General features: G+C 66.0%; 22 protein-coding genes. 15 read left to right on the top strand and 7 right to left on the bottom strand.

The features are described 5' to 3' along the window. The first annotated feature begins 57 nt into the window (after window positions 1-57). From P2T57_RS11545 to P2T57_RS11520, 6 genes are all read left to right on the top strand, one after another. The gene (locus P2T57_RS11545) at window positions 58-342 is read left to right on the top strand and encodes a DUF7854 family protein (RefSeq protein WP_276299364.1); all 285 of its coding nucleotides are present in this window, start codon (window positions 58-60) and stop codon (window positions 340-342) included. A gap of 113 nt (window positions 343-455) precedes the next feature. Further along, the gene (locus P2T57_RS11540; protein ID WP_276299363.1) at window positions 456-1,088 is read left to right on the top strand and encodes a DUF7504 family protein; all 633 of its coding nucleotides are present in this window, start codon (window positions 456-458) and stop codon (window positions 1,086-1,088) included. A 48-nt stretch (window positions 1,089-1,136) separates the two neighbouring features. After that, entirely contained in the window at window positions 1,137-1,493 is a 357-nt protein-coding gene (locus P2T57_RS11535; protein WP_276299362.1) for a DUF7855 family protein, read from the top strand. Beyond that, on the top strand, window positions 1,490-2,323 hold the full coding sequence (locus tag P2T57_RS11530) for a DUF7856 family protein (protein ID WP_276299361.1): 834 nt from the start codon (window positions 1,490-1,492) through the stop codon (window positions 2,321-2,323). The genes P2T57_RS11535 and P2T57_RS11530 overlap by 4 nt, the downstream gene beginning before the upstream one ends. Before the next feature lie 168 nt (window positions 2,324-2,491). Next, window positions 2,492-2,932 carry a phosphoribosyl-AMP cyclohydrolase gene (hisI, locus tag P2T57_RS11525; RefSeq protein WP_276299360.1) on the top strand — a complete coding sequence of 147 codons (441 nt, stop codon included), beginning with the start codon at window positions 2,492-2,494 and terminating at the stop codon, window positions 2,930-2,932. Between the two features lie 2 nt (window positions 2,933-2,934). Continuing rightward, window positions 2,935-4,080, top strand: a complete 1,146-nt coding sequence (locus P2T57_RS11520) for a DUF7118 family protein (protein WP_276299359.1) — start codon at window positions 2,935-2,937, stop codon at window positions 4,078-4,080. A gap of 15 nt (window positions 4,081-4,095) precedes the next feature. Here P2T57_RS11520 and glmM read toward each other — a convergent pair whose 3' ends face one another. Next, window positions 4,096-5,460, bottom strand: a complete 1,365-nt coding sequence (gene glmM / locus P2T57_RS11515; protein ID WP_276299358.1) for a phosphoglucosamine mutase — start codon at window positions 5,458-5,460, stop codon at window positions 4,096-4,098. 282 nt (window positions 5,461-5,742) lie between these two features. On the opposite strand from glmM, the gene P2T57_RS11510 reads away from it, so the two are divergent. Continuing rightward, on the top strand, window positions 5,743-6,594 hold the full coding sequence (locus P2T57_RS11510) for an HVO_0234 family beta-propeller protein (protein ID WP_276299357.1): 852 nt from the start codon (window positions 5,743-5,745) through the stop codon (window positions 6,592-6,594). Window positions 6,595-6,750: 156 nt separating this feature from the next. Beyond that, on the top strand, window positions 6,751-7,608 hold the full coding sequence (locus P2T57_RS11505; protein ID WP_276299356.1) for a ribose-phosphate diphosphokinase: 858 nt from the start codon (window positions 6,751-6,753) through the stop codon (window positions 7,606-7,608). Between the two features lie 20 nt (window positions 7,609-7,628). Here the strand turns inward: P2T57_RS11505 and ileS are convergent, their stop codons facing one another. Further along, a complete protein-coding gene (ileS, locus tag P2T57_RS11500) occupies window positions 7,629-10,826 on the bottom strand; it encodes an isoleucine--tRNA ligase (protein WP_276299355.1) in 3,198 nt (1,065 codons plus the stop codon). Window positions 10,827-11,221: 395 nt separating this feature from the next. Between ileS and P2T57_RS11495 the strand changes: the two genes are divergently transcribed. From P2T57_RS11495 to P2T57_RS11480, 4 genes are all read left to right on the top strand, one after another. Beyond that, window positions 11,222-11,650 carry an HIT family protein gene (locus P2T57_RS11495; protein ID WP_276299353.1) on the top strand — a complete coding sequence of 143 codons (429 nt, stop codon included), beginning with the start codon at window positions 11,222-11,224 and terminating at the stop codon, window positions 11,648-11,650. Window positions 11,651-11,995: 345 nt separating this feature from the next. Continuing rightward, the gene (locus P2T57_RS11490; RefSeq protein ID WP_276299351.1) at window positions 11,996-12,784 is read left to right on the top strand and encodes an AAA family ATPase; all 789 of its coding nucleotides are present in this window, start codon (window positions 11,996-11,998) and stop codon (window positions 12,782-12,784) included. Window positions 12,785-12,888: 104 nt separating this feature from the next. Then, complete coding sequence (locus P2T57_RS11485; RefSeq protein WP_276299350.1) at window positions 12,889-13,737, top strand: hypothetical protein; 849 nt, start codon at window positions 12,889-12,891, stop codon at window positions 13,735-13,737. An 82-nt stretch (window positions 13,738-13,819) separates the two neighbouring features. Beyond that, entirely contained in the window at window positions 13,820-14,245 is a 426-nt protein-coding gene (locus P2T57_RS11480) for a hypothetical protein (RefSeq protein WP_276299348.1), read from the top strand. A gap of 195 nt (window positions 14,246-14,440) precedes the next feature. Here the strand turns inward: P2T57_RS11480 and P2T57_RS11475 are convergent, their stop codons facing one another. After that, window positions 14,441-14,962: a DUF7858 family protein gene (locus tag P2T57_RS11475; RefSeq protein WP_276299347.1), complete on the bottom strand. Its 522-nt coding sequence runs from the start codon at window positions 14,960-14,962 to the stop codon at window positions 14,441-14,443. A gap of 172 nt (window positions 14,963-15,134) precedes the next feature. On the opposite strand from P2T57_RS11475, the gene P2T57_RS11470 reads away from it, so the two are divergent. After that, complete coding sequence (locus P2T57_RS11470; protein ID WP_276299346.1) at window positions 15,135-16,010, top strand: transcription initiation factor IIB; 876 nt, start codon at window positions 15,135-15,137, stop codon at window positions 16,008-16,010. On the opposite strand, the gene P2T57_RS11465 is transcribed toward P2T57_RS11470, so the two are convergent. The 4 genes from P2T57_RS11465 to P2T57_RS11450 form a co-directional block, all read right to left on the bottom strand. Then, a complete protein-coding gene (locus tag P2T57_RS11465; RefSeq protein ID WP_276299345.1) occupies window positions 15,992-16,684 on the bottom strand; it encodes a P-loop NTPase in 693 nt (230 codons plus the stop codon). The genes P2T57_RS11470 and P2T57_RS11465 overlap by 19 nt on opposite strands. Continuing rightward, on the bottom strand, window positions 16,681-17,127 hold the full coding sequence (locus P2T57_RS11460) for a DUF7857 domain-containing protein (protein ID WP_276299344.1): 447 nt from the start codon (window positions 17,125-17,127) through the stop codon (window positions 16,681-16,683). The genes P2T57_RS11465 and P2T57_RS11460 overlap by 4 nt, the downstream gene beginning before the upstream one ends. 66 nt (window positions 17,128-17,193) lie before the next feature. After that, a complete protein-coding gene (locus P2T57_RS11455; RefSeq protein ID WP_276299343.1) occupies window positions 17,194-17,814 on the bottom strand; it encodes an IMPACT family protein in 621 nt (206 codons plus the stop codon). A 55-nt stretch (window positions 17,815-17,869) separates the two neighbouring features. After that, window positions 17,870-19,084 carry an AI-2E family transporter gene (locus P2T57_RS11450; RefSeq protein ID WP_276299342.1) on the bottom strand — a complete coding sequence of 405 codons (1,215 nt, stop codon included), beginning with the start codon at window positions 19,082-19,084 and terminating at the stop codon, window positions 17,870-17,872. A gap of 517 nt (window positions 19,085-19,601) precedes the next feature. Here P2T57_RS11450 and P2T57_RS11445 point away from each other — a divergent pair. Next, window positions 19,602-20,102 carry a DUF7384 family protein gene (locus tag P2T57_RS11445; protein WP_276299341.1) on the top strand — a complete coding sequence of 167 codons (501 nt, stop codon included), beginning with the start codon at window positions 19,602-19,604 and terminating at the stop codon, window positions 20,100-20,102. 193 nt (window positions 20,103-20,295) lie between these two features. Next, window positions 20,296-20,577, top strand: a complete 282-nt coding sequence (locus P2T57_RS11440) for a hypothetical protein (RefSeq protein WP_276299340.1) — start codon at window positions 20,296-20,298, stop codon at window positions 20,575-20,577. Window positions 20,578-20,793: the final 216 nt, after the last annotated feature.

The raw sequence follows: 20,793 nt of genomic DNA, 5'->3' as shown, positions 1-20,793 counted from the left end.
GCGGAATCTACTCAGTAGTATTTTATACGGGGCGCGTTATTCCCGAACAACGAACGCATGGACCGCATCTCCGCGCTCCGGAACATCGAGGACGCCCTCGCGGAGTTCGAGTCGGGCGAGGCCGACCTCGGCGCGACCGAAAAGCGCGTCGTGAACGTCCTCCGGACCTACGCCACCGAGTTCGAGGACGAGGAGCTAACGCCCTACCGAGCGTCGGGACCGGACCGGGCGGAGGGCCTCGTCGTCGTCGCAGAGTCGGCGTCGGCGGCCGACGAGCGCGTTCGGGACATCCTCGACGCGCCGTCGCTGAACGTCGAGATAAGTGAGTTGGATGACAAGTAACGATTGAAGCATTTCAGAGGGGAAAATAAATAAGCACGGTTCTCTTAGTCGCAGTTGCTCGGACGTATCAGTACTCCAGAGACGAACTCGGATAGGTTCACACCACAATATCGATGGAAACCAAGGGTCACAGCGAAAGCAGGTCGCTCCACGACGAGGTCGAGTCCGAGGCTTGCATCCTGCTCCTCGCGCCGTCGCTCCACGCGGCGACCGAAGACGCCTGCCTCGACCTCCTCTCGTTCGACGCGCCCGCCGAGGAGAACGTCCTGTGGGTGACGTACACTCGCTCGCCCGACGACTGCGTAGAGGACTGGATGGCACACGTCGATTCCCCGCCTCGGAACGTGCAGTTCGTCAACGTCGGCGAGACGACGCGCGCGGCGGCCCAGTCCGGCGGTTCGACCGCCTCGAACGTGGCCGACCAAGCCGTCGAGTCGCTGTCGAGTCCCGGCGACCTGACCGGCCTCGGAATTACACTCAGCGAGGCCCTCAAGCAGTGGGACGGCAACGGCCACCGGACCGTCGCCTGTTTCGACTCGCTGACCGCCCTCCTCCAGTACGCGGACCTCCAGACCGTCTACAAGTTCCTCCACGTCCTGACGGGTCGATTCGACGCGGCCGACGTGACCGCCCACTTTCACCTAGACCCCGACGCCTGCGACCAGCAGACGGTCAGCACGCTCACGTCGCTGTTCGACACGGTGGTCGAACTCGACGACGGCGAATGGACCGTCCGGAGCAGATAGCGTAATTTTAAACCAGAGGAGACAGCAAATCTACCTCGTGTCTCCGCCGTGTTACTGGTCGTAACCTACTCGCAGGCCGCGCGCCAGACGCTCAGAAACGTCTGTAACGGCCACGACGAGGCCGTGGTTCAGCGGTTCGGCCGCGCTGTCCTGCTGGAGGCGACCGAACTCGGCGCGTTCCTCGCGCTCCGCCTCCGGGAGAAGCACGCGAGCGACGTGCAGATAGAACGGACCGAGGCGTTCAACGAGTTCGAGGACGCCCCCGAGGAGGTCCGGGACGCCGCCACCGCCTACGAGGACCGAGCGCATCCGAGTACGCCCTACACCAAGTTCGCGGTCGGGACCGACCACCCCGCGCCTGATACCATGCGCGATGCGGAGTTAGCAGGCGATACCGACCGATGAGGGTGGAACTCGCGGGGGAGGTCCGAACCGGTCGCGTCGTGGACCTGCGCGATACGTCCGTAGATTTTGATGCGTCGGCGGTCGTCGGCGCGATTCGCGGTGACGGCCCCAGAGCCGGTGATGGGCCTGCCCGTCCGCTCGCCATCGACTGTCCGGTTCCCGGTCCTGCACACGAACACGTCGGCGCGATTCGCACCGGAATGGGTCTCTCGCTCCGGCCAGCACTCGCTGACGCGGCGAGGACCCGCGGTCACACGCCGACGCAGGCCGACGAGCTTGCCGCGGTTCGGGACCGACTCTCTGCGCTCGACCCGCCCGAAATCGACCTCCGGTCTGCCCGCCGCCGGGTCGCCGAGACCAGCGACGACGCCGAGGAGCTACGCGAGCGAGTCGCCGCACTCCGCGGTCGGGTGCAAGCGCTCCGGGACGCCGGTGACGAGTCCGGTCCGGCCGAGGCCGAACTCGCTTCTGCGACCCGCGAACTCTCCGAGGTCGAAACCGAGCGCATCGCGGCCGAGCAGGCGCTCTCTCGCGCTCGAAACCGAGCGGCCGAGAACCGCGAGCGCCGGCGAGAACGCCTCCGACTGGCGGACCGCGCCGACAATCTGTGCCGAGACGCCCGCGAGGAGCTTGCCAGAGCGGTTCGCCCGACCTTCGAGGACGCCCGCCAAGCCGTCCCGACCGACTCCGAATCGCCGGTTTCGACCGCGCTCGCCGTCGCTCACGTCGCCGACCTCGACGCGCCGGTCGTGGTTGGGTCCGGCGTGGACGCCTTCGCGGACGGCGAACGGTTGTCGGAGTGGTTCGACGCGCCGGTAGTTCGGCTTTAGCAAATTTTGTAATTGCTTAAAATATATTTAGTTATGCTAGAGGTTGGAATGGATTTCTTTCGTTCGCAGACGCCGACGGTCCCGGCGACCGTCGGAATCGCCGAACGGTCAGACTCGGCCGTTGCGCGACACACAAAACATATCGCCGGGAAAGCCGAAGTCGGGGCCATGAGCGACGCCCCCACCGCCGAGGCCGACGCCGAGAGCGGTGCCGACGCGGACGACGACCCGGACGCCCGAGCGGACGCCGCCGTCGAACTCGACTTCGGCGAGACCGGTCGCATTCCCGCAATCGCACAGGACGCAGACTCCGGCGAGGTGCTGATGCTGGCCTACGTCACCCCCGAGGCCGTCGCACAGACCCGCGAGACGGGACTGGCCCACTACTACTCCCGTAGCCGCGAGGAGTTGTGGCAGAAGGGCGCGACCAGCGGCCACGTCCAGCACGTCCGGGAGGTCCGGGCCGACTGCGACGGTGACGCTCTGCTGTACCTCGTTGACCAAGAGGGCGGCGCGTGCCACACGGGTTACGAGTCGTGCTTCTACCGGACCCTCGACGGCGAGGAGGTCGGCGAGAAGGTCTTCGACCCCGAGGACGCCTACGAGTAGCGATGAGCGAGTCAACCACCGCGGCCCGGACCGACCTCCCCGCGAAACTCGCCGACGCCGACCAGCGCTACCGCGACGTCGAGGCCCGAATCGAGGAGTACGGCGAGGAGACTGTCGAACAGGTCGCCGACGCCTACCGGCGGGCGATGGACCTGCTGGACCGCTACGAGGGCCAAGCCACCGGGACCGGGCGCGAGAACTTCCAGAAGTTCATCCAGTTTCAGGAGAAGTTCGCCACGCTGGTCGAGAACCTGCCCGACGAGATGCCCGAGCGCGACGCCTTCGAGACTGCCAACGACCGGTTCGACAAGCGCCGACTCAACGAATCGGACTTCGAATACGCCCGCGAAACCCTCGACTCCGCGGGCGACATCGCGGGCCTGCTGGCCGACCGCGAGGCGGCCCTGAACGAATTCCGCGAGGTCCGCCGGGAAATCGGCCACGCCATCGCCGACCTCCGCGAGGAAATCGCCGAGCGCGAGCGACTGGTCGAACTCGGCGCGGCCGACTTGGACGCCCCAATCGAGGACATCCGCGACCCAATCGAGACCTACAACGCGGCGGTCGCCGACGCCTTCGCCGAGTTCAAGTCCGGGGGAAGCGCCCGCGAACTCCTCGATTTCGTCGCCGCGGTAGACGACTACCCCTTGGTCGAGTTCCGCGACGTGCCCGAGAACTTGCGGGAGTACGTCCAGACCCGCGAGGTGGGCACCGAACCCGTCTCGGACCTGCTGAAGTACGCCGACTACTCGAACTCCAAACTCGACCACTACGTCGAGGACCCCACCGAACTCAAGCGCGCCGTGGCGACCAACCAGACCTACCTCGAACGACTCGACGCCGACCCCCTCGAAATCGACTGGCCGCCGAAACCCGCCGCCGACCTCCGGTGGCGCGTCGAGGAGCTAGTCTCGGTCGTCGCCCGGTTCGCCGACGACGAGGTGGTCGCGGACCTCCGGAGCGTGCAGTCGGTCGTCAGAGACGAATCGAGATTCGAGCGCCTGCGGACCGCCGCCGAGGCCGAGACCGAACTCTCGGACGCCGAGCGCCAGAAGGTGGCGAGCGGCGAGGTGGAGTCGGAACTGTCGGATTTGCGGGACCGAAAAGACCGGTTAGAAGACGCACGAGACGAGTATCCCGACCGATAGGGTCGGACCGCAGATTCAGACTTCCGCCTTCGCGGCCCGCAGTTTCTCTTCGAACTCCTCGGCTAACTCCTCGGCTTGGTCCTCGTCGCGGGCCTCGGCGTAGATGCGGACCATCGGTTCGGTGCCGCTGGGTCGGGCCAGCACCCACGAGTCGCCGTAGTCGAGGCGGTAGCCGTCGAGGGTCGTCATGTCGGCGTCCGAATCTTGGGCCTCGCGCTCTGCGGCCGCCAGCAGGGCCTCGCGCTCGGCGTCGCCGTCGTACTCGATGTTGATGCGGACGTTGTGATAGCCGTCGTAGGGCGCGACGACTTCGCTGGCCGAGCGGTCGGCCAGCAGTTCGAGGAACTTGCCGGCGGTGTAGGCACCGTCGCGCGAGAGTCGGTAGTCAGGGAAGAAGATGCCGCCGTTGCCCTCGCCCGCGACCGGCACGTCCTTGCCCTGCTTTTCGAGTTCCCGGATGCGGGTGATGATGTTGGTCGAACCGATGGGGGTGAGTTCGAGGTAGGCGTCCTGCTCGTCGGCCACGTCAACCAGACGCTGGGAGACGTTGACGGCCGAGACCACCGAGTCGCCGGGTTCGAGTTCGGCCGCAGACAGCGCCGCGAGGGTGGCGTCGCCCTCGACGTACTCGCCGTTCTCGTCGTAGAAGATGGCGCGGTCGGCGTCCCCGTCGTGGGCGATTCCCACGTCGGCGTCTGTCGCGGAGACGAGTCGGCCCAAATCCCCGAGGTTCTCCGGGACCGGTTCGGGGTCGCGGCCGGGGAAGTGGCCGTCGGCCTGACTGTTGGCCGTGACGACCCGACACCCGAGTTTCCGGAAGAACTCGGGGCTGGTGAGTGACCCAGCGCCGTGGCCGGGGTCGAGTGCGACCGTGAGGTCGGCGTCGGCGATTTTCTCGCGGTCTATCTCGGCCAGCAGGGCCTCGACGTACTCCCGGCGCGCTCCCTCGACGTTTCGGCTCTCGCCGGTCTGGCTCCACGGAACCGAGTCGAACTTCTCGGCGAGGAACTTCTGTTCGATTCGCTCTAGCTCCTCGACGGCGAGTTCGACCCCATCGTCGCCGATTAGCTTGACGCCGTTGTACTCCGGCGGGTTGTGCGAGGCCGTAATCATCACGACCGGTGTCCCCTCGCGCTCGGCGAAGGCCTGCGCGCCCGGCGTGGGGATGATTCCTAGTCTATCGACGTTCGCGCCGACGCTGGCGAGTCCACTGGCGGCGGCGTCGGCGAGCATCTTCCCGGTGGCACGGGTGTCGCGGGCGACCGCTACTCGGTCGGCCCGCCACACCGTCCCCGCGGCCTTGGCGACTTTGAGTGCGAACTGGGGGGTCAACTCCTCGTTGGCGACCCCGCGAGTCCCGCTCGACCCGAAGACTTTCATATGCGAGGGTGGGAACCCGCGGGCAAAAGTTATTCCGGAGCGCGCCCGGTTGGTGGACCGTTCTCAGACAGCGATTTGACTTGTAAACCCCTCAGAAATAATATTTCAACTCCACCAAATAGCGGATAAAACGGCGGCTTCTCCGAGAGGTCCGAGCGCATCGGCCCTGCCGCGTTCGCGCAGTTCTACGCGGGCGCGGTCGGTCGCCCCTCGAAGGCCCACTCGGTCCTCGGCGGCGAGGCGAACGAGAACGTTTTCACCGTTCTACGACGAGTTTCGACCATGGGCATCAGTATCGACGAGAAGCGGGTGTACGACGCCAGCGAAGGACCGACGCCGGTCTACGTCGTCGGGGACCTCGGCGTGGCGCGGGTCGATACCTCCGACGACCTCGTGGGCGAGTTCGGTCTCGCCCACCGATGCACGGCCCGCGACGCCGCGGGCAGAGACGGCCGCCTCGCAGTCGCTACCGACGAGGACGTGCTGGTCGGCGTCTTCGGCGACAGCGACGAGGAGGCAGTCACCTTCCGACCCCTCGGCGTCGGCCCCACCGTCGCGGTCGGTCTTGGCGAGGGCGGGGTCCTCCTCGTCGCGCGCGAGGAGGGCACCGTCGTTCGCGGGAACGCGGCGGTCGGCGGAGAGAACGAGAGCGACTGGACCGAACTCGGCGAACTGGACGACGTGCGCGCCATCGACGGCGATTTCGTGGCGGCGGAGTCGGGCGTTTATCGGGCCACCGACGACGGCCTCCGACACGTCGGCCTCGACAGTGCGCGGGACGTGTCCACCGACGGGGTGCCACTGGCCGCGACCGACGGCGGCCTCTACAGACTCGGCAACGGGTGGCTTGACGAGCGAGACGGCACGTTCCGGGCCGTCGGCGCGGCGGCGTCTTCCGCCGGGGAACTCGGATGGGCGCACGCCGCAGGTGAGGGGGTCCTCCTCGGCCACGACGACGGCGAGTGGCGCGAAGTCGAACTGCCCGTCAAGGGAGAAATCGTCGCGCTCGACCACGGCGAGGAGGGCGCGTACGCGGTCACTGCGGACGGCACTTTCCTGCTGTCGGTCGGCGACGGGTGGAACCACCAGATTCTCGGGATTCGCGGGGTTCGGGCGGTTGCCGCGCCCCAGTAGCGGGAAGTGGCAGAACAATTCTCTTGAAACGATTAATATTGCTCTTAGCAATAAAAGTAATTCCTGTCCCCGATTCCGCGGTGTCCGACGCTGACGCCGCTGACCGGGACGCGCCAATTGAAAACCGATTTACCCGCCGACGTACACCCCTCGCGTATGATTATCAGCGGGTCCGCCTCGCAGGCCCTCTCTGCGGAACTGGCCGCCCAACTGGACGAACCCCTCGCAAGCGTCGAGTACGAGCGATTCCCCGACGGCGAACTACTGGCGGCCGCGCCCGGATTCGCCGAGGAGGACGCCGACAGAGCCATCGTCGTGGCCTCGACAGTCTCGTCGGACGCCCACGTCGAGTTGCTTCAACTGCAGGACGCCGCCCGCGAGTGGGGTGCCGACGAAATCGTGACCGTCCTGCCCTACATGGGCTACGCCCGCCAAGACGCCGCCTTCGAGGAGGGCCACCCAATTTCGGCCCGCGCCGTCGCTCGGGCGATTTCGTCTGGCACCGACCGCGTGCTGACGGTCAACCCCCACGAGAACGCGGTCTGTGACTTCTTCGACGTGCCCGCCGAACCAATCGACGCCGCGGGCCGACTTGCGGACCCCCTTCCCGAGGGCCTCGAAAATCCCGTCTTCCTCTCGCCCGACGAAGGCGCGCTGGACATCGCTGGGACGGTCCGGGACGCCTACGGCAGAGGCGACACCGACTACTTCGAGAAGGTCCGCCACTCGGGCACCGAGGTCGAACTCACCCCGAGCGACACCGACGTTGCGGGCAGAGATGTGGTCGTGACCGACGACATCATCGCCACCGGGTCCACCATGTCCGGCGCTGTCGAAATCCTGACCGACAAGGGTGCGAGCAGGGTGTTCGTGACCTGCGTCCACCCGATGCTGGCCGCCGACGCCTACACGAAGCTCTCGAAGGCGGGCGTCGAGTCGATTTGCGGGACCGACACCATCGAGCGACCGGTCAGCGACGTCTCCGTCGCGCCTGCAATCGCCGAAAAAATCTGACGACGAACCGCGCTCTCGTCCTACGCTTCTGCTTCCGCGAGGAGAGCGACTGCGATTTCCATCTCGACGCCCTCCACGTCCCACGTCTTGCGGTGGCCGTCTTCGACCGTGCCAACCTCGTCGGCGCGGACCTCCTCTTTCACGAGACCCATGCGCTCGTCCACGAGGCCGGCAACTCGGTCGTCGGCCACGTCGAGTTCGAGGACGATGCGCTCCTCGATGTCTAAGTCCATCTCCTTGCGCATCTCCTGCACTCGGCGGATGACCTCGCGGGCGTAGCCCTCGCTCTCGATGTCCTCGGTGAGTTCGGTATCGACGTAGACGACCCCGCGCTGGTCGCCGTCGATGTCGAAGCCGACGCCAGTGACGCCTTCGGGCGTCTGGGTGACGAACTCGACCATCTCGTCGGTCAGGTCAACGTCCATGCCGGTGTCGTCCTCGACTGCGTTTTCGAGGGCGTCGAGGGTCGGCTCTGCGATGTTGGCGTCGTTGAGCGCCTGCATGACTCGGCCGGCGTCGTCGCCGAACTCCGGACCGAGGAGGCTCATGTCGGCCTCGGCGGAGTAGTGGAGTTCGCCCCAGTCGTCGCCGGGCGCGACGAGTTGGATTTCGCGCGAATTGAGCCGGTCGGCCAGCAGGTCGCGGTGGCGCTCGACCGCTTCGACGGTGCGCTCGTCGTCGGCGTTGACCACGACGCGCGTCACCGGCCAGCGGAGTTTGCGCTCGGCCTGCTGGCGGGCGTTCGACCCGGCCTCCTCGATGGCGCGCAGGAGCGTCACGTCGGTCTCCAGTTGGGTGTCCTGCCAGTACTCGTCGACTTCGGGCCAGTCGAGCATGTGGACCGAATCGTAGCCCGAATCGCCCGTGAGGGTGCCGTAAATCTCCTCGGTGACGAAGGGCGCGTAGGGTGCCAGCAGGGCGACGACCGTCGAGAGGACCTCGTAGAAGGTGGCGTAGGCGGCCTGCTTGCTCGCGCTGTCTTCCTCCTCCCACATTCGCTCGCGGACGACCTGAATGTAGAACCGGGAGACGTCCTCGACCACGAAGTTCAGCAGGGCGTCGAGCGCGAGGTCTTGGCGGTAGTCGTCCCAGTGGTCGGACATCTCGGCGACGACCGACTGGAGGCGGGCCAGCACCCACTCGTCCACGAGTTCGAGGTCCTCGTCAACGTCTTCGAGGGTGGTCTCCTGCGGGTCGAAGTCGTCCAGACGCATGTAGGGCAGGGGGAACCGGAAGACGTTCCAGAGGATGTTGAGGTCTCTCTGCATCTCGCTGGTCTCGTCCCACGAGAAGCGCATGTCCTCGCCCTGCGGGTTCGCCGACAGGAGGAACATCCGCATCGGGTCGGTGCCGTGTTCCTCGATGACCTCGTGGGGGTCCACGAGGATGCCCTTGGACTTGGACATGCCGCGACCGTCCGGCATGTTGGCGTAGCCGTGCATCAGGACCTCCTCGTAGGGAATCTCGCCCATCGCGGCGGTCGCCATGCCGAGTTGCGACCAGAACCACCCGCGGGTCTGGTCGTGGGCCTCCATGATGAGGTCGGCGGGCCAGAGTTCCTCGAAGTCGTCCTCCTCGCTCGGGTAGTCTAGCGTGCCCCACGAGGCGACCGAGGAGTCCAGCCACACGTCGAACACGTCGGGGACGCGGGTGTAGGTGGTCCCGTCTCGGGTGATGGTGAGGTCGTCCACGGTGCCCTTGTGGAGGTCCACCTCGTCGGGGTCCACGTCTTGGTCCACGAGTTCCGCGAGTTCCTCCCGGTCGCCGACGACGATGGCGTTCTCCATACTTCCGTCCCAGTCTTCGGGGAGCCAGATGGGGATGGGGATGCCCCAGTATCGCTGGCGGGAGACGTTCCAGTCGGGGGCCTCCTCCACGAAGTCCCGGAAGCGGTTGTCCCGCGCCCAGTCGGGGTGCCACTCGCTGTCCTCGATGTTGTCCAGCAAGTCGTCTTTGATGTCCGTAATCGTGATGAACCACTGGTCCGTGACGATTTGGATGATGCCGGTGTCACACCGCCAACAGTGGCCGTAACTGTGGTGAGTCGTGCCCGACGAGAGCATCAGACCCTTCGATTCGAGGTCGGCGATGATGTCGTCGTCGGCGTCCTTGACGAACTCGCCGGCGTACTTACCGGCCGAGTCGTCGTACACGCCGTCGCCGCCGACCGGACAGAAGATGTCCAGTCCGAGTTCGGTGCCGCGCTCGAAGTCCTCCTCACCGTGGCCGGGCGCGGAGTGAACGAGGCCAGTCCGGTCCACTTCCACGTAGTCGGCGGTGTAGACCTGAAGCGCGTCCTCGCCCTCGGCGTGGTCGGGGACCTCCTCGTCGAGGGGATGGTCGTACTTCCACCCGACCATCTCGTCGCCGGTGAACTCGCCTTCGACCTCGTAGTCGTCGTAGCGGCCCTTCTTCAGAACGTCCTCGATGCATCCGTCGGCGAGATAGAGGACTTCCTCGTCGCCGTCTTTCTCGGCGCGGACCTGCTGGTAGGTCACGTCGCCGTCCACCGCGACGAAGGTGTTGGCGGGGATGGTCCACGGGGTCGTGGTCCAGATGACGAGGTGGCCCTCGCGGTCCTGCAAGGGGAACTTGACGTAGATGGAGGGGTCCGAAACGTCCTCGTACTCGACCTCGTTGTTGGCGATGGCGGTCTCACACCGAGGACACTGGGAGATGGAGCGCTGGCCCTGCTCCACGAGGCCCTTCTGGTGGGCCTGCTCGAAGCCCCACCACGCGGCCTCCATGTACTCGGGGTTGACCGTCTTGTAGGGGTCGTCCCAGTCCATCCAGACGCCGAAGGACTTGAAGTCGGACTGGAGTCCTTCGAGTTGGTCCTCGGCGAACTCCTTGCACTCTTGGATGAAGTTCTCCTCGCCGAACTCCTCGATGTCCTTCTTGTTCTCGAAGCCCAACTGCTCCTCGACTTTGGTCTCGATGGGCAGGCCGTGCATGTCGTAGCCCGGCCGGTCGGTCACGTCGTAGCCCTGCATCCGCAGATAGCGGATGTAAGCGTCCTTCAGCGTCTTGTTCCACGTCGTGCCCATGTGGGCTGACCCGGAGGTGTACGGTGGCCCGTCCACGAAGAAGAAGGTCTCCTCGTCGGCGCGATGTTCCTTCGTCTTCTCGTAGGCGTTCGTCTCGTCCCAGTAGTCGAACACCCGGTCTTCGACCTCGTGGGGTTCGTACTGGTCGTCTACCTCCTCGAACCTGCTCATACCTGTTCTGTTCTCCTACGGAGTTAAATTGGGTTCGGTTGTGCAGTTTGGTCTGTCCGTGGATGGTGTCTTTCTCAACCCGGCGCGCGCGAGCAACGTGCGCGAGGGACGAGTGAACGACTGCAGGGAGTGACCGAGGAGGCTGGGGAGGCGTGAGGCCCGCGGTAGCGATGCGGTTGCGGTGACGGCTTTGCTCAAGCCTGAAGCTAGCTCCTTTGATGCCCAGAATTATAAATGATTGTCTAAGAAATAAATATAGTGTTTAGGAAATTGTTTAGATGTGTCTTGTATACTCGCCACGACCACGACAGTCTCGCTCGCCTCTCGTCCCGTTCGTCTCCGCCCGGAAGCCTCAAACTTCATACGCCACGCCGTCGAACACACCAAGCACAATCATGAGTGACGACGACTGCATCTTCTGTCAGATAGTCGATGGCAACATCCCGAGTCGCAAAGTCTTCGAGGACGACACCGCGATGGCCTTCCTCGACGCGAACCCGCTCGCGCCGGGCCACACGCTCGTCATCCCGAAGGAACACCACGAGACGCTCGAAGAAACCCCCGAGGACGTGGCGGCCCACGTCTTCGGCGCGCTCCACCGTCTGAACACCGCGGTCGAACACGCGGTAGACGCCGACGGAACCAACGTCGCGTTCAACAACGGCGAGGCCGCCGGCCAAGAGGTCCCGCACGTTCACGGTCACATCATCCCGCGCTTCGACGGCGACGGCGGCAACCCGATTCACGCCGTCGCGGGCCAGCGGCCGGACCTCTCTGACGAGGAGTTAGACGAAATCGCCGAGAAGATTCACAATCAGCGATAAGCGCAGATGGAGTGAGTTTTAGCGTCGGATTCTGGGGAACCGATAAGAAGAACGACGAGACAACTGGAGGGAAGACGACTTCTGAAGCCCCCGCCCGCTCGCGGTCGCTCCGTGACATATCCTCGGCTCTCAGCACCGCCCGCCTCGGATAGGGGTCACGGAGCGACTAAACTGAACGCGACCGGGCGGCCCCTTCATCCCACCCGGAGGTTGCGTCACCGAGCGCATTCTGGTGGAGAGTTTCACCGAGCGTATCCTCCGAGAGCCAGTCGGACAAGCGTCGCACCCAAAACGACCGGAGACCAAGCGTACCCTTTTATATCAGGCCGGGGCAACCCCGAACCAATGGCTTACTCGACTGCCGCGCTCGTCGGCGCGACCGGCGGCGCGGGCACCACCCGACTCGCGGTCGAACTCGGGGCGACGCTCGCCCGCGACGGCCGCGAGGTCGCCGTCCTCGACGCCGCGTTCGCCACCGAAGGCCTCTCGCGCCACGTCTCGGGGCGCATCGACTCCGACCTGACCGCGCTCCTGACCGAGGAGGACCCCCGACCGACTCACCGACTCCTCTCGGCGGGTCTGCGCGAACACTCCGCGACCGCCGACCTCGCGGGGCGACTCGAACTCTGCCCGGCCCACGCGCCCTTCGAGCGGATGGCCCGCGCCAAGAGTATCGAGTCGGCGCGGCGGTTCGAGGACCTCCTCGCCGAGGCTGATGCGGAGTTCGACCACGTGCTGGTCGATACCCCGCCGGTCGCCGCGAACCAGTCTGTCGCCGCGGTCACGTCTGCCGAGCGAGTCGCGGTGGTCGCGCCCGCCGACGACCGCGGTGTGGACGCGGTTCAGCGCGCCAGCGGTCGAATCGCCGACGTCGGGGCGAGTGTGGACGCCCGCCTCGCAAACCGCGCCGACCCCGACCATCCCGTCGAGAACGCCGACGCCGCGATTCCCGAGAGCGAGGCCACCACCGCCGAGGAGGTCCCGGCCAGCGCGCCCGACCCCGAGGCGACCTTCGCGCCCGCCGTCTCACACGCCGCTGAGGTCGTCTTCGACGTGGACCTCGGTCTGGCGTTCGAGGACCCCGGTCTCCTCGATTTCGACGCGGACGAACTCCTGCCCGACGCGCTGTCCTGACCTCGATTTTTCAGTAGTGCTATTACAAATAAAATCAACTCCTAGCTGTATATAGGATTATTATAATATTTTAACAACTGTTCTTCGGAAAAACGAATTGCCGCATGACTCGAAACAGCGATTTCGACCGTGACAGCGACCGTTCGCTCAACCGACGAAACGCACTGAAGGCGCTCGGAACGGCGGGCGCGGCCATCACCGGTACCGGCGTCCTCGGGACCGTCTCGGCCGCCGACCCCCACCGGAAGTACTTCGCCGCTCAGGAGGCCGCCAACGAGATTCGAGAGAAGCAGGGCCGACAGGCCATGCTGAGGTTCCTCGACAAGCAGGGAATCAACTACGAGACTGTCCGCAAGCCGATGGTCGTCGAACGCGAGGGTGACGACGACGTTTCGACAAACGAGTTCGATAACGTCGATGGCTCCTTTAGCGACTGTGACATCTGCCTCGACTTCACGCTGTACACCAACTCCAGCAGTACCATCTACACCATCGACATGGAGTGGACGTATGACCTCGAAGTCGGCGACTACGGCCAGCAACCCAACGACGGTGCCGCGCTCTACTACACCGACTCCTGCTGGGACTACTACTTCCAATCCCTGAGCGACACGACGTACACCAGTAGCTACGTCACGCCGGAAGACGACAACAACAACGACGGCGTCGCCTTCTCCGTGGACGACGTTTCCGCGAGCGACGGCGACACCCTCTACTGTGGCCTGAACATCGAACCCATCGGCGACTGTAGCTACGGCCAGCGCGAGGTCTTCGGCCAGTACCTCCACAACTGGACTGACGTGGACGTTACCTCGTCGTTCGGCGTCTCCTTCCCGGCCGGCATCTCGGTGAGTTACTCGGTCGATACCGAGGTGAATCAGGAGAAGACGGGCACCGAGGGCGACGGCGACACCCTGATGACCCTCGACCAGTCCGAGGCCACGCTCGACTAACTCGACCGCCACTATTTTTCGATGCGGGCACAGTGACTCGACCGCCAAAATGTTATTAGCAAAACAATACCTATCCTAAACCATGAAACGCCGCCGTCTGCTCCAAACCGCGGTAGCCGCCAGTGTCGGGAGCGCAGGTTGCTTGGGCAGTCTCTCCGCCGACGAGCGCACCCCCGCCCACACCGTCACGGTGTATCACGTAGACGAGGAGGTCACCCGAGACGTGACCGTCGTCGTCCAGAACGACGCCGGTGAGACTCTCTTCGAGCAATCTTACACCATGTCGGAGTCCAACGAGGCCGACGAGGACGCCACCTTCCCCGAATCGACCGACCCCTCGACCCTCCTCGTGACCATCGACGGCACGGAGTTCGAGCGGGACTGGCCGAATCCCGACTGTTCGGGAGACAACTGGGCCGGTGCCGAAATCTGGATTCGCGGGAAATCCGACGCGGACCTCAGCGTCGAAATCAAGGACAACTGCCAGCACGTCTACGTGGAATCGTAGCGCGCCGACCCTCGGTATCCGGTCCCAGAACCAATATATCTCCCACCACCTCAGAAAAATTTTATACTTCTCCAGCTCGCATGTTTCTCCCGGAGGTCACGAAAATGTTCTTCGTCATTCCGTTCAGTTGTGGCGCTCACGAGTGCGAAATCAAAGCGTAGTCCACAGCGCTGAACTTCGACGGCCGAATCGCCTTCAGACCAAATCCGTCAGGGCACTCCTCGCTTCTTCGAGGGTGTCCTCGCCCGGACCACTGTACGCCGAGCGATAGCCTTCGACGACCGCTCGGCCACCCGGAAGCGGGTCGTGGGTCTCCACGAACGTCGCCAGCGCGAACTCGGTTTCGCTTGCCCCGGTCAACTCGCGGGCCTCGGTCCGCGAGAGGTCGGCAGAAAGCCAGTCGCGCAGAATCTTGTGCGCCCGAGGAGTCAGCGGCGAAATACCCTCACACCCCAGCAGGTGCAACGTCTTCGAGGCCGTCATCGGCGCGACCCCGGCCTCGTGGGCGGTGTCGCCGACCGACTGGCCCGAGGTGTGCCCGTCGAGTATCGCGGCCCCAGAGGCCGCGTCGCAGGGCAGGTCGTCGGCGAACTCGGCGAGGGTCTCCCGGAGGTCACCGTCACTCTCGGCCTCGGCAGTCGCGTCCACCGAGGCGACTCCTCGGTCGCGTTGCTCGGTGGTCACTTCGAGACCGTCGGCGATGTCCGAGAGCGTCACACTCGAAGGTTCCCGCCTCGCCTACTTAAACCTGCGCGACAGGTATCGAATCTGATACCCCTCGCGCCGCGAGAGCCTACCGGTTACCGGTACCTTCTCTCCCTCGATTTTGGGTATTTCACCCGCCACCGGCCTTCCTTTAAATAGGGTTTCGGGCGAAGATTCGAATGTAATGAGCAAAGCACACGCTCCCTCCCGGACCTGCCCGGAATGCGACGGCCGACTGACTCCCGACGGCGACGAGACCATCTGCGACGAGTGCGGCCTCGTGGTCTCGGAGGACCGCATCGACCGCGGCCCCGAGTGGCGGTCGTTCGCGGACGACGACGGTCGGAAGGAGCGCACCGGCGCGCCACTCACCCGGTCGCGCCACGACAGGGGCCTGACGACCGAAATCGGCCACGACACCGACCTGCGACTGACCGGCCGCAAGCGCCGACAGGTCGCCCGGATGCGAAAGCACCACGAACGCGCCCGAATCGGGTCGAAGACCGAGCGCAATCAGGTCTACGCCTTCACCGAGATTCGGCGACTGGTGAGTTCGCTCGACCTCTCGAAGAACGTCCGGGACCGGTCGTGCGTCCTGTTCGAGTCGGCCCAGTCCGAGGACCTGCTTCAGGGCCGGTCGCTGGAGGGATTCGCGTCCGCCGCGGTGTACGCCACCTGCCGGACCGCCTCGGTCTCGCGCACGCTGGACGAGATTCTGGCGGTCGCCCGAGCGAGCCGGAGCGAACTCAAGACGGCCTACGACGCCCTCAATCGGGAGTTGGGTCTCCCGACCGGTCCCATCGACCCCGCCGAGTACCTGCCGCGGTTCGCCAGCAGACTCGACCTCCCGACCGAAATCGAGCGCGAGGCCGCCCAACTGGTCGAAAAGGGCCACGACGAGAATCTGATTTCGGGGCGCAACCCCGGCGGGTTCGCGGCGGCGTGTCTCTACCTCGCCGCCAGAGAAACCCGCCACCGGATGACTCAGAAGGAGGCCGCCGAAGTCGCCGACGTGACCGCCGTGACTCTGCGGTCGTCGTATCAGGACCTGCGGAACTGACCGACGCGCCGACCGAGACACCGCGAGACTTCTTCTGCGAGTTCCCCGAACCGCCGAGCGGGGTGGCTCTCCGGCGCGATTCCGGCGACCGGAGAACCGTGGCGCTGTGCCCGCCGAACTCGCTCGTCGTCGGGAATCGCCACGACCGGGGCACCGAGGGCGCGGCGGACTCGCTCGGTCGGCGGACTCTCACCGGCGGTTCGATTGAGCGCGACCGCCGACAGTCCGGCGTCGAGTTCGCGGGCCAACTCGCGGGTCCGGAGGGCGTCGGCCAGCGCGAACTCCTCGGGGGCCGCGACCAGCACGACAGCGTCGGCCGCCAGCAGGGGCATCCCGGCGTCGGCGGCCATCCCGGCCGGGCAGTCGATGACCACGTGGTCGTAGGCGGATTCGACCTCCTCGACCGCTCCGACGAGACCTGCCACGTCGCCGGCCCGCGCTCCGGCGAGGGTCCGGCCGCAGGGGAGGAGGACGACCGGGCCGTCCTCACAGACCGCTTCGAGGGGGTCGGCCCGACCGGCCAGCACGTCGTGGAGGTCGGGACCGCGCCGCCCCGAGAGGTCGGCCATGGCGAGGTCGGCGTCCACGACCACGGCGTCGAGTTCCGCGCCGAGGTTGAGCGCGACGGTGGACTTGCCGACGCCGCCCTTCCCGCCCGCGACGGCCAGAATCACGGCGACCTCCGGAAATTCTCGGTCTGCTCCTGCCCAGTCCGAGGAGTCGGCGTCGGCACGGCGTCGGCGGGCGGCCGGTGGTCGCCGAGCGACCGGACGACGGCCTCCGGGGTCGCCTCGGCGGTGAGCGCGTCACTTTTGGCTTCCGACTCCCCGGCGCGCTCGGTCCAGACGAGTTCCGCGGGAGGTTCCGTGGCAGTCGCGTCGTCCGGGACAGGACTGGCGTATCCGAGGACGCGGCGGTCCTCGGGTGCGACGACGCCCTCGAAACCGCCGTCGTCCCAGCCTGCCTCGGGGACGCCTCTACTTCGGGGCGGCCAGAGCGGGCCGTCGAGTCGGTCCCCCACTCGGAACCGGCGGGCGGTGGCTGTCGGGTTCCGGACGACGAGTTCCACGAGGGCGACTCCGGCGCGGATTTCGGCCCGCGAGTCGAGTTCGAGCATGGCCACGGTTGGCCGCCTCCTCGGTGATAAACCTGCGCTCGGGACTGAGGTCGGGGCCGGGGATGCTCACTCGCCGGGGTCGTCGTCGATGTCGGCCCGACCGCTGGTCGCGCTCCGGATGCGGTCTCGGAGACCCTCGCCCTCGGCTTTCGGGACCCGGACCTCGAAGTCAGCGCGCTCGCCGTAGTCGGCCTCGAAGTCGGCGTCCTCGCTCTCCAAAATGCCGCGGACTGTCCCCGAGTCGTCGTACTCCACGGTGATGGCGAATCGCTCGTGGGGTCGCTCCTCGGTGATGCCGGCGTCCTCGATGGCGTCCTTGACGGCGCTGGAGTACGACCGGGCGAGGCCGCCGACCCCGAGGTTGGTCCCGCCGTAGTACCGGGTCACGACCGCGACGACGTTCTCGACCGCCTCCTGCTGGAGGACGTTGAGCGCGGGTTTGCCCGCCGACCCGGAGGGTTCGCCGTCGTCGTCGCCGTACTCGCGCAAAATGTCACCGCCGGTCCGGACCCGGTAGGCGGGCACGTTGTGGGTCGCGTCGTCGTACTCCGCCCGGATGTCGGCGACGAAAGCCTCGGCCTCGTCTCGGTCGGCGGCGGGCGCGGCGTGCCCGATGAACTCCGACCCTTGGACCTCGAAGGTTGCTCGCCCCCGACCCGCGACCGTCCGGTAAGTCTCGTCAGCCATTCGTTTCCGAGTCGTTCGACCTCCTCGGTCTTTCCTCCGTCGGTTGTCGCGCTGTTCACCCGCTCCCCGCGGAGTCGTCGGCGGTGGGGTCGTTGGCCGGGTCGTCCGCGTCGGGGTTCTCGACCGGGGTACCGTCGGTCGCCGGACTCTCAACTATCGAGGAGGGGTCGGACCCGAGCGACTCGGCGGCCACGACCCGCCCGGTGACGGGTTCGCCGTGGACCAGCGGCGGGAGGACGATGCGGGCGAGTTGGACCGCCACGACGACCAGCAGGGGGCCGAGAAAGAGACCGTACCACCCGAACAGCATCGTGCCGCCGATGTAGGCGAACACCATCAGGCCGCCGTGGACGCTCCGCCCGGCGATGTAGGGGCGGAGGACCGCCACCGGCAGGAGGTCCAGCAGGACGAAACAGACCGCGAAGAACACCGCCGGGAACCAAATCGGGCCGGGACCGGGGCCGGGCGCTGTCACGGACAGGTAGGTCAGGTAGAGACCGACCGGGACGTAGACGATTTTCCCGACAACGAGGGGGACGAGGGTGGCGAGACCGGTCAACAGCGCGAGGAGGGTCGGCACCGGGACGGCGATAGCCTCCGGCGAGAGCATATCGAGACCGTTGTAGACTGCGACGCCGAGGACGATGACCGCGAAGACGGTCAGGACGTTGCCGACGAAGACGGTGTGGAGGTCCGCGTCCACGGCCTCGAAGTAGGCGTTGGCGGCCGACCCCTCGGGACCGAACTGGTCGCGGAACCATCCCGCGATGCGGTCGTCCTCGCGCAGGAGGGTGAACGCAAGCAGGAAGGCGAGGACGAGGTGGGCCAGTCCGGCGGTCAGGGTCGTGAACGCCGACACCGCAACCCCGAGTATCTCCTGCATCTGGCCCTGAATCGGCCCGGACCCGACGAGGCCTCGCAGGTTCTCGACCAGCGCGGACGCCTGTTCGGGCGACCCCGGTACGAACCGAGCGTAGGATTCGAGGTCGGTCCCGGTCAGTTGGCTCAACTGGTCCAACCCGACGAAGACGGTGTAGCCCACCAGCGCGAACACCGGAACGAGGACGATGACGAGGGTCAAATCGGCGGCGTGGCCCGACGAGAACTCGGTCCGGAGTCGCCGGTAGAGCGGGCGGGTCCCGTAGTAGATGAACACCCCGAGGACGACGGTGCCGACGAACGCCCAGAGGACGAACGCGAAGGCACCGACGACTGCGAGGGTAAACGCCCACCACGCGAACCGCTCGCGGTCCTCGGGGAGTCCGACCATGCTCGTCTGTTGTCACGCTGGCGGTAAAATTCCGCGGGCCGATACTTCCCCCGACGAACAGATACGCACCGCCAGCCATCCACTTCGCTCGGTGACACAGGCACCCTCACCTCGGCGGACTGAAAGGGCGACCGCCGGAAGACAACCCACGTCTTCCGAAATCACGTTCGCTTCGCTCGCGGTTCCACCGCTCGCCAGTCACAGCGCGGAGCGCCGCCACCCCTCACGTGACCGCGAACCGCGCGAGGGCTTTCGAGGAGGTTGCTGTCCTGTTTGTGCCTGTCGTTTCGAGCATGAGTACTTTCGAGGCCTCTGTCGCCATTTCCACGACGGGTCTAACCAATATCCAAAAACCCAGACGACGACGCCGAGGAGTTCACATTTTTCTTCGCCCGCGACGCATCTCCGACCATGAGTTGGGCCGACCTGTTCGAGCGCGCCGAGGAGTACGAGACCGACGTGGCGACGATACGCCAGCGTCTGGACGCCCACCGACGAGATTCGGCGGAGGCCGACGATGCCTGAGACGCCCGAGACGAACCCGGCCCGCATCGTCGCCGACGCGGACGTGTTGGTGGCGGACCTCCTCGGCGGGGCGAGCGATGTGGGCGACGGAAACCCGGCCCGCGAGGCGATGGACCAGATTCGAAGCCACTCGTGGGTCGAACTGGTCGCCAGCGACCACCTCCTCGACGACGCCGAGGCCGTGATTCGGGAGGTGGCGGACGCGGGCCTCGCAGAGGAGTGGCGCGAGCGAATCGAGGACCTGCGCGTCCCGGTCGAACACCCCGCCGGCGACCACCCCGCGCTCGCCAGCGCCTACCAGTCGCAGGCCGCCCACGTTTTGAGCTACGACGACGACCTGCGGAGCGCCGAGGCCAGCGCGACGTTCGGGTCCCGGATGAACCTGAGCGTCAAGACGCCCGCCGGGTTCGTCGGCCTGTTTGACGCCGAATCGCTGTACGTGGCGGTCGAAGACGGCGAGTATCCCGGCCCGGACCGAAACCCGCGAGAGTGAGTTTGAAGAAACAGAAACAATTTCCTAAAATAAATATATAATTGCTTACGCACCATAGAGATGTCCCCATACCCAAAGGGCCGAAAAGATAGCCCAATTTACAGAACCCCATTCCAGTAACCCCGGCTACAAAAATATAATTCAGATTATGCTTTTGGTGGTGGCATCGCTATCTACTGGTGAGGACAGACCGATGAAATTCCACACCACGCTTCGGCGGGTCGCGCCCGCGACTCGGGCCGAACACGGCCGTATCGCCTCGGGTCTCACCCGCGTCACACTCCCTGTCGCCGCCCTGCTGGCGCTGGTGGTCTCGGCCCTGCTGACCGGCGCGACGTTCGCCACCGCGGCCCAACTCGTCCCGCTGACGGTTCCGACCCTCCTCGCGGGGTGGGTCCTCGCCATCGGCGCGACGTTCGCGCTCCCGCTGTTGGTCGTCCGGGCCGCGGTCACGGCGCTCGAACGACTCCAGTAACGACCGCTCCGCGCCTTTTTGTCCTCCCGACCTGTCGCAGTACGTCGAAAATTCGTACCCCGCCGCTGTCGCAGGCCCGTAGTGGGAGATAGCAGGTGCCACAGGCGCGGCGACTGGTCACGAACGTCCAGCAGAGCCAGCGAACCCGACGAGGACCCCATTCCCGCCGACGACTAGCGCCGATTCTCTCGCGGTCGCTCACTCCTCGTCGTGGTC

Source organism: Halorussus lipolyticus, from assembly GCF_029338375.1.
Taxonomy (GTDB): Archaea; Halobacteriota; Halobacteria; order Halobacteriales; family Haladaptataceae; genus Halorussus; species Halorussus lipolyticus.
Note: the sequence above shows the minus strand (reverse complement) of the source record. Positions and strands in the feature narration are given on the sequence as shown.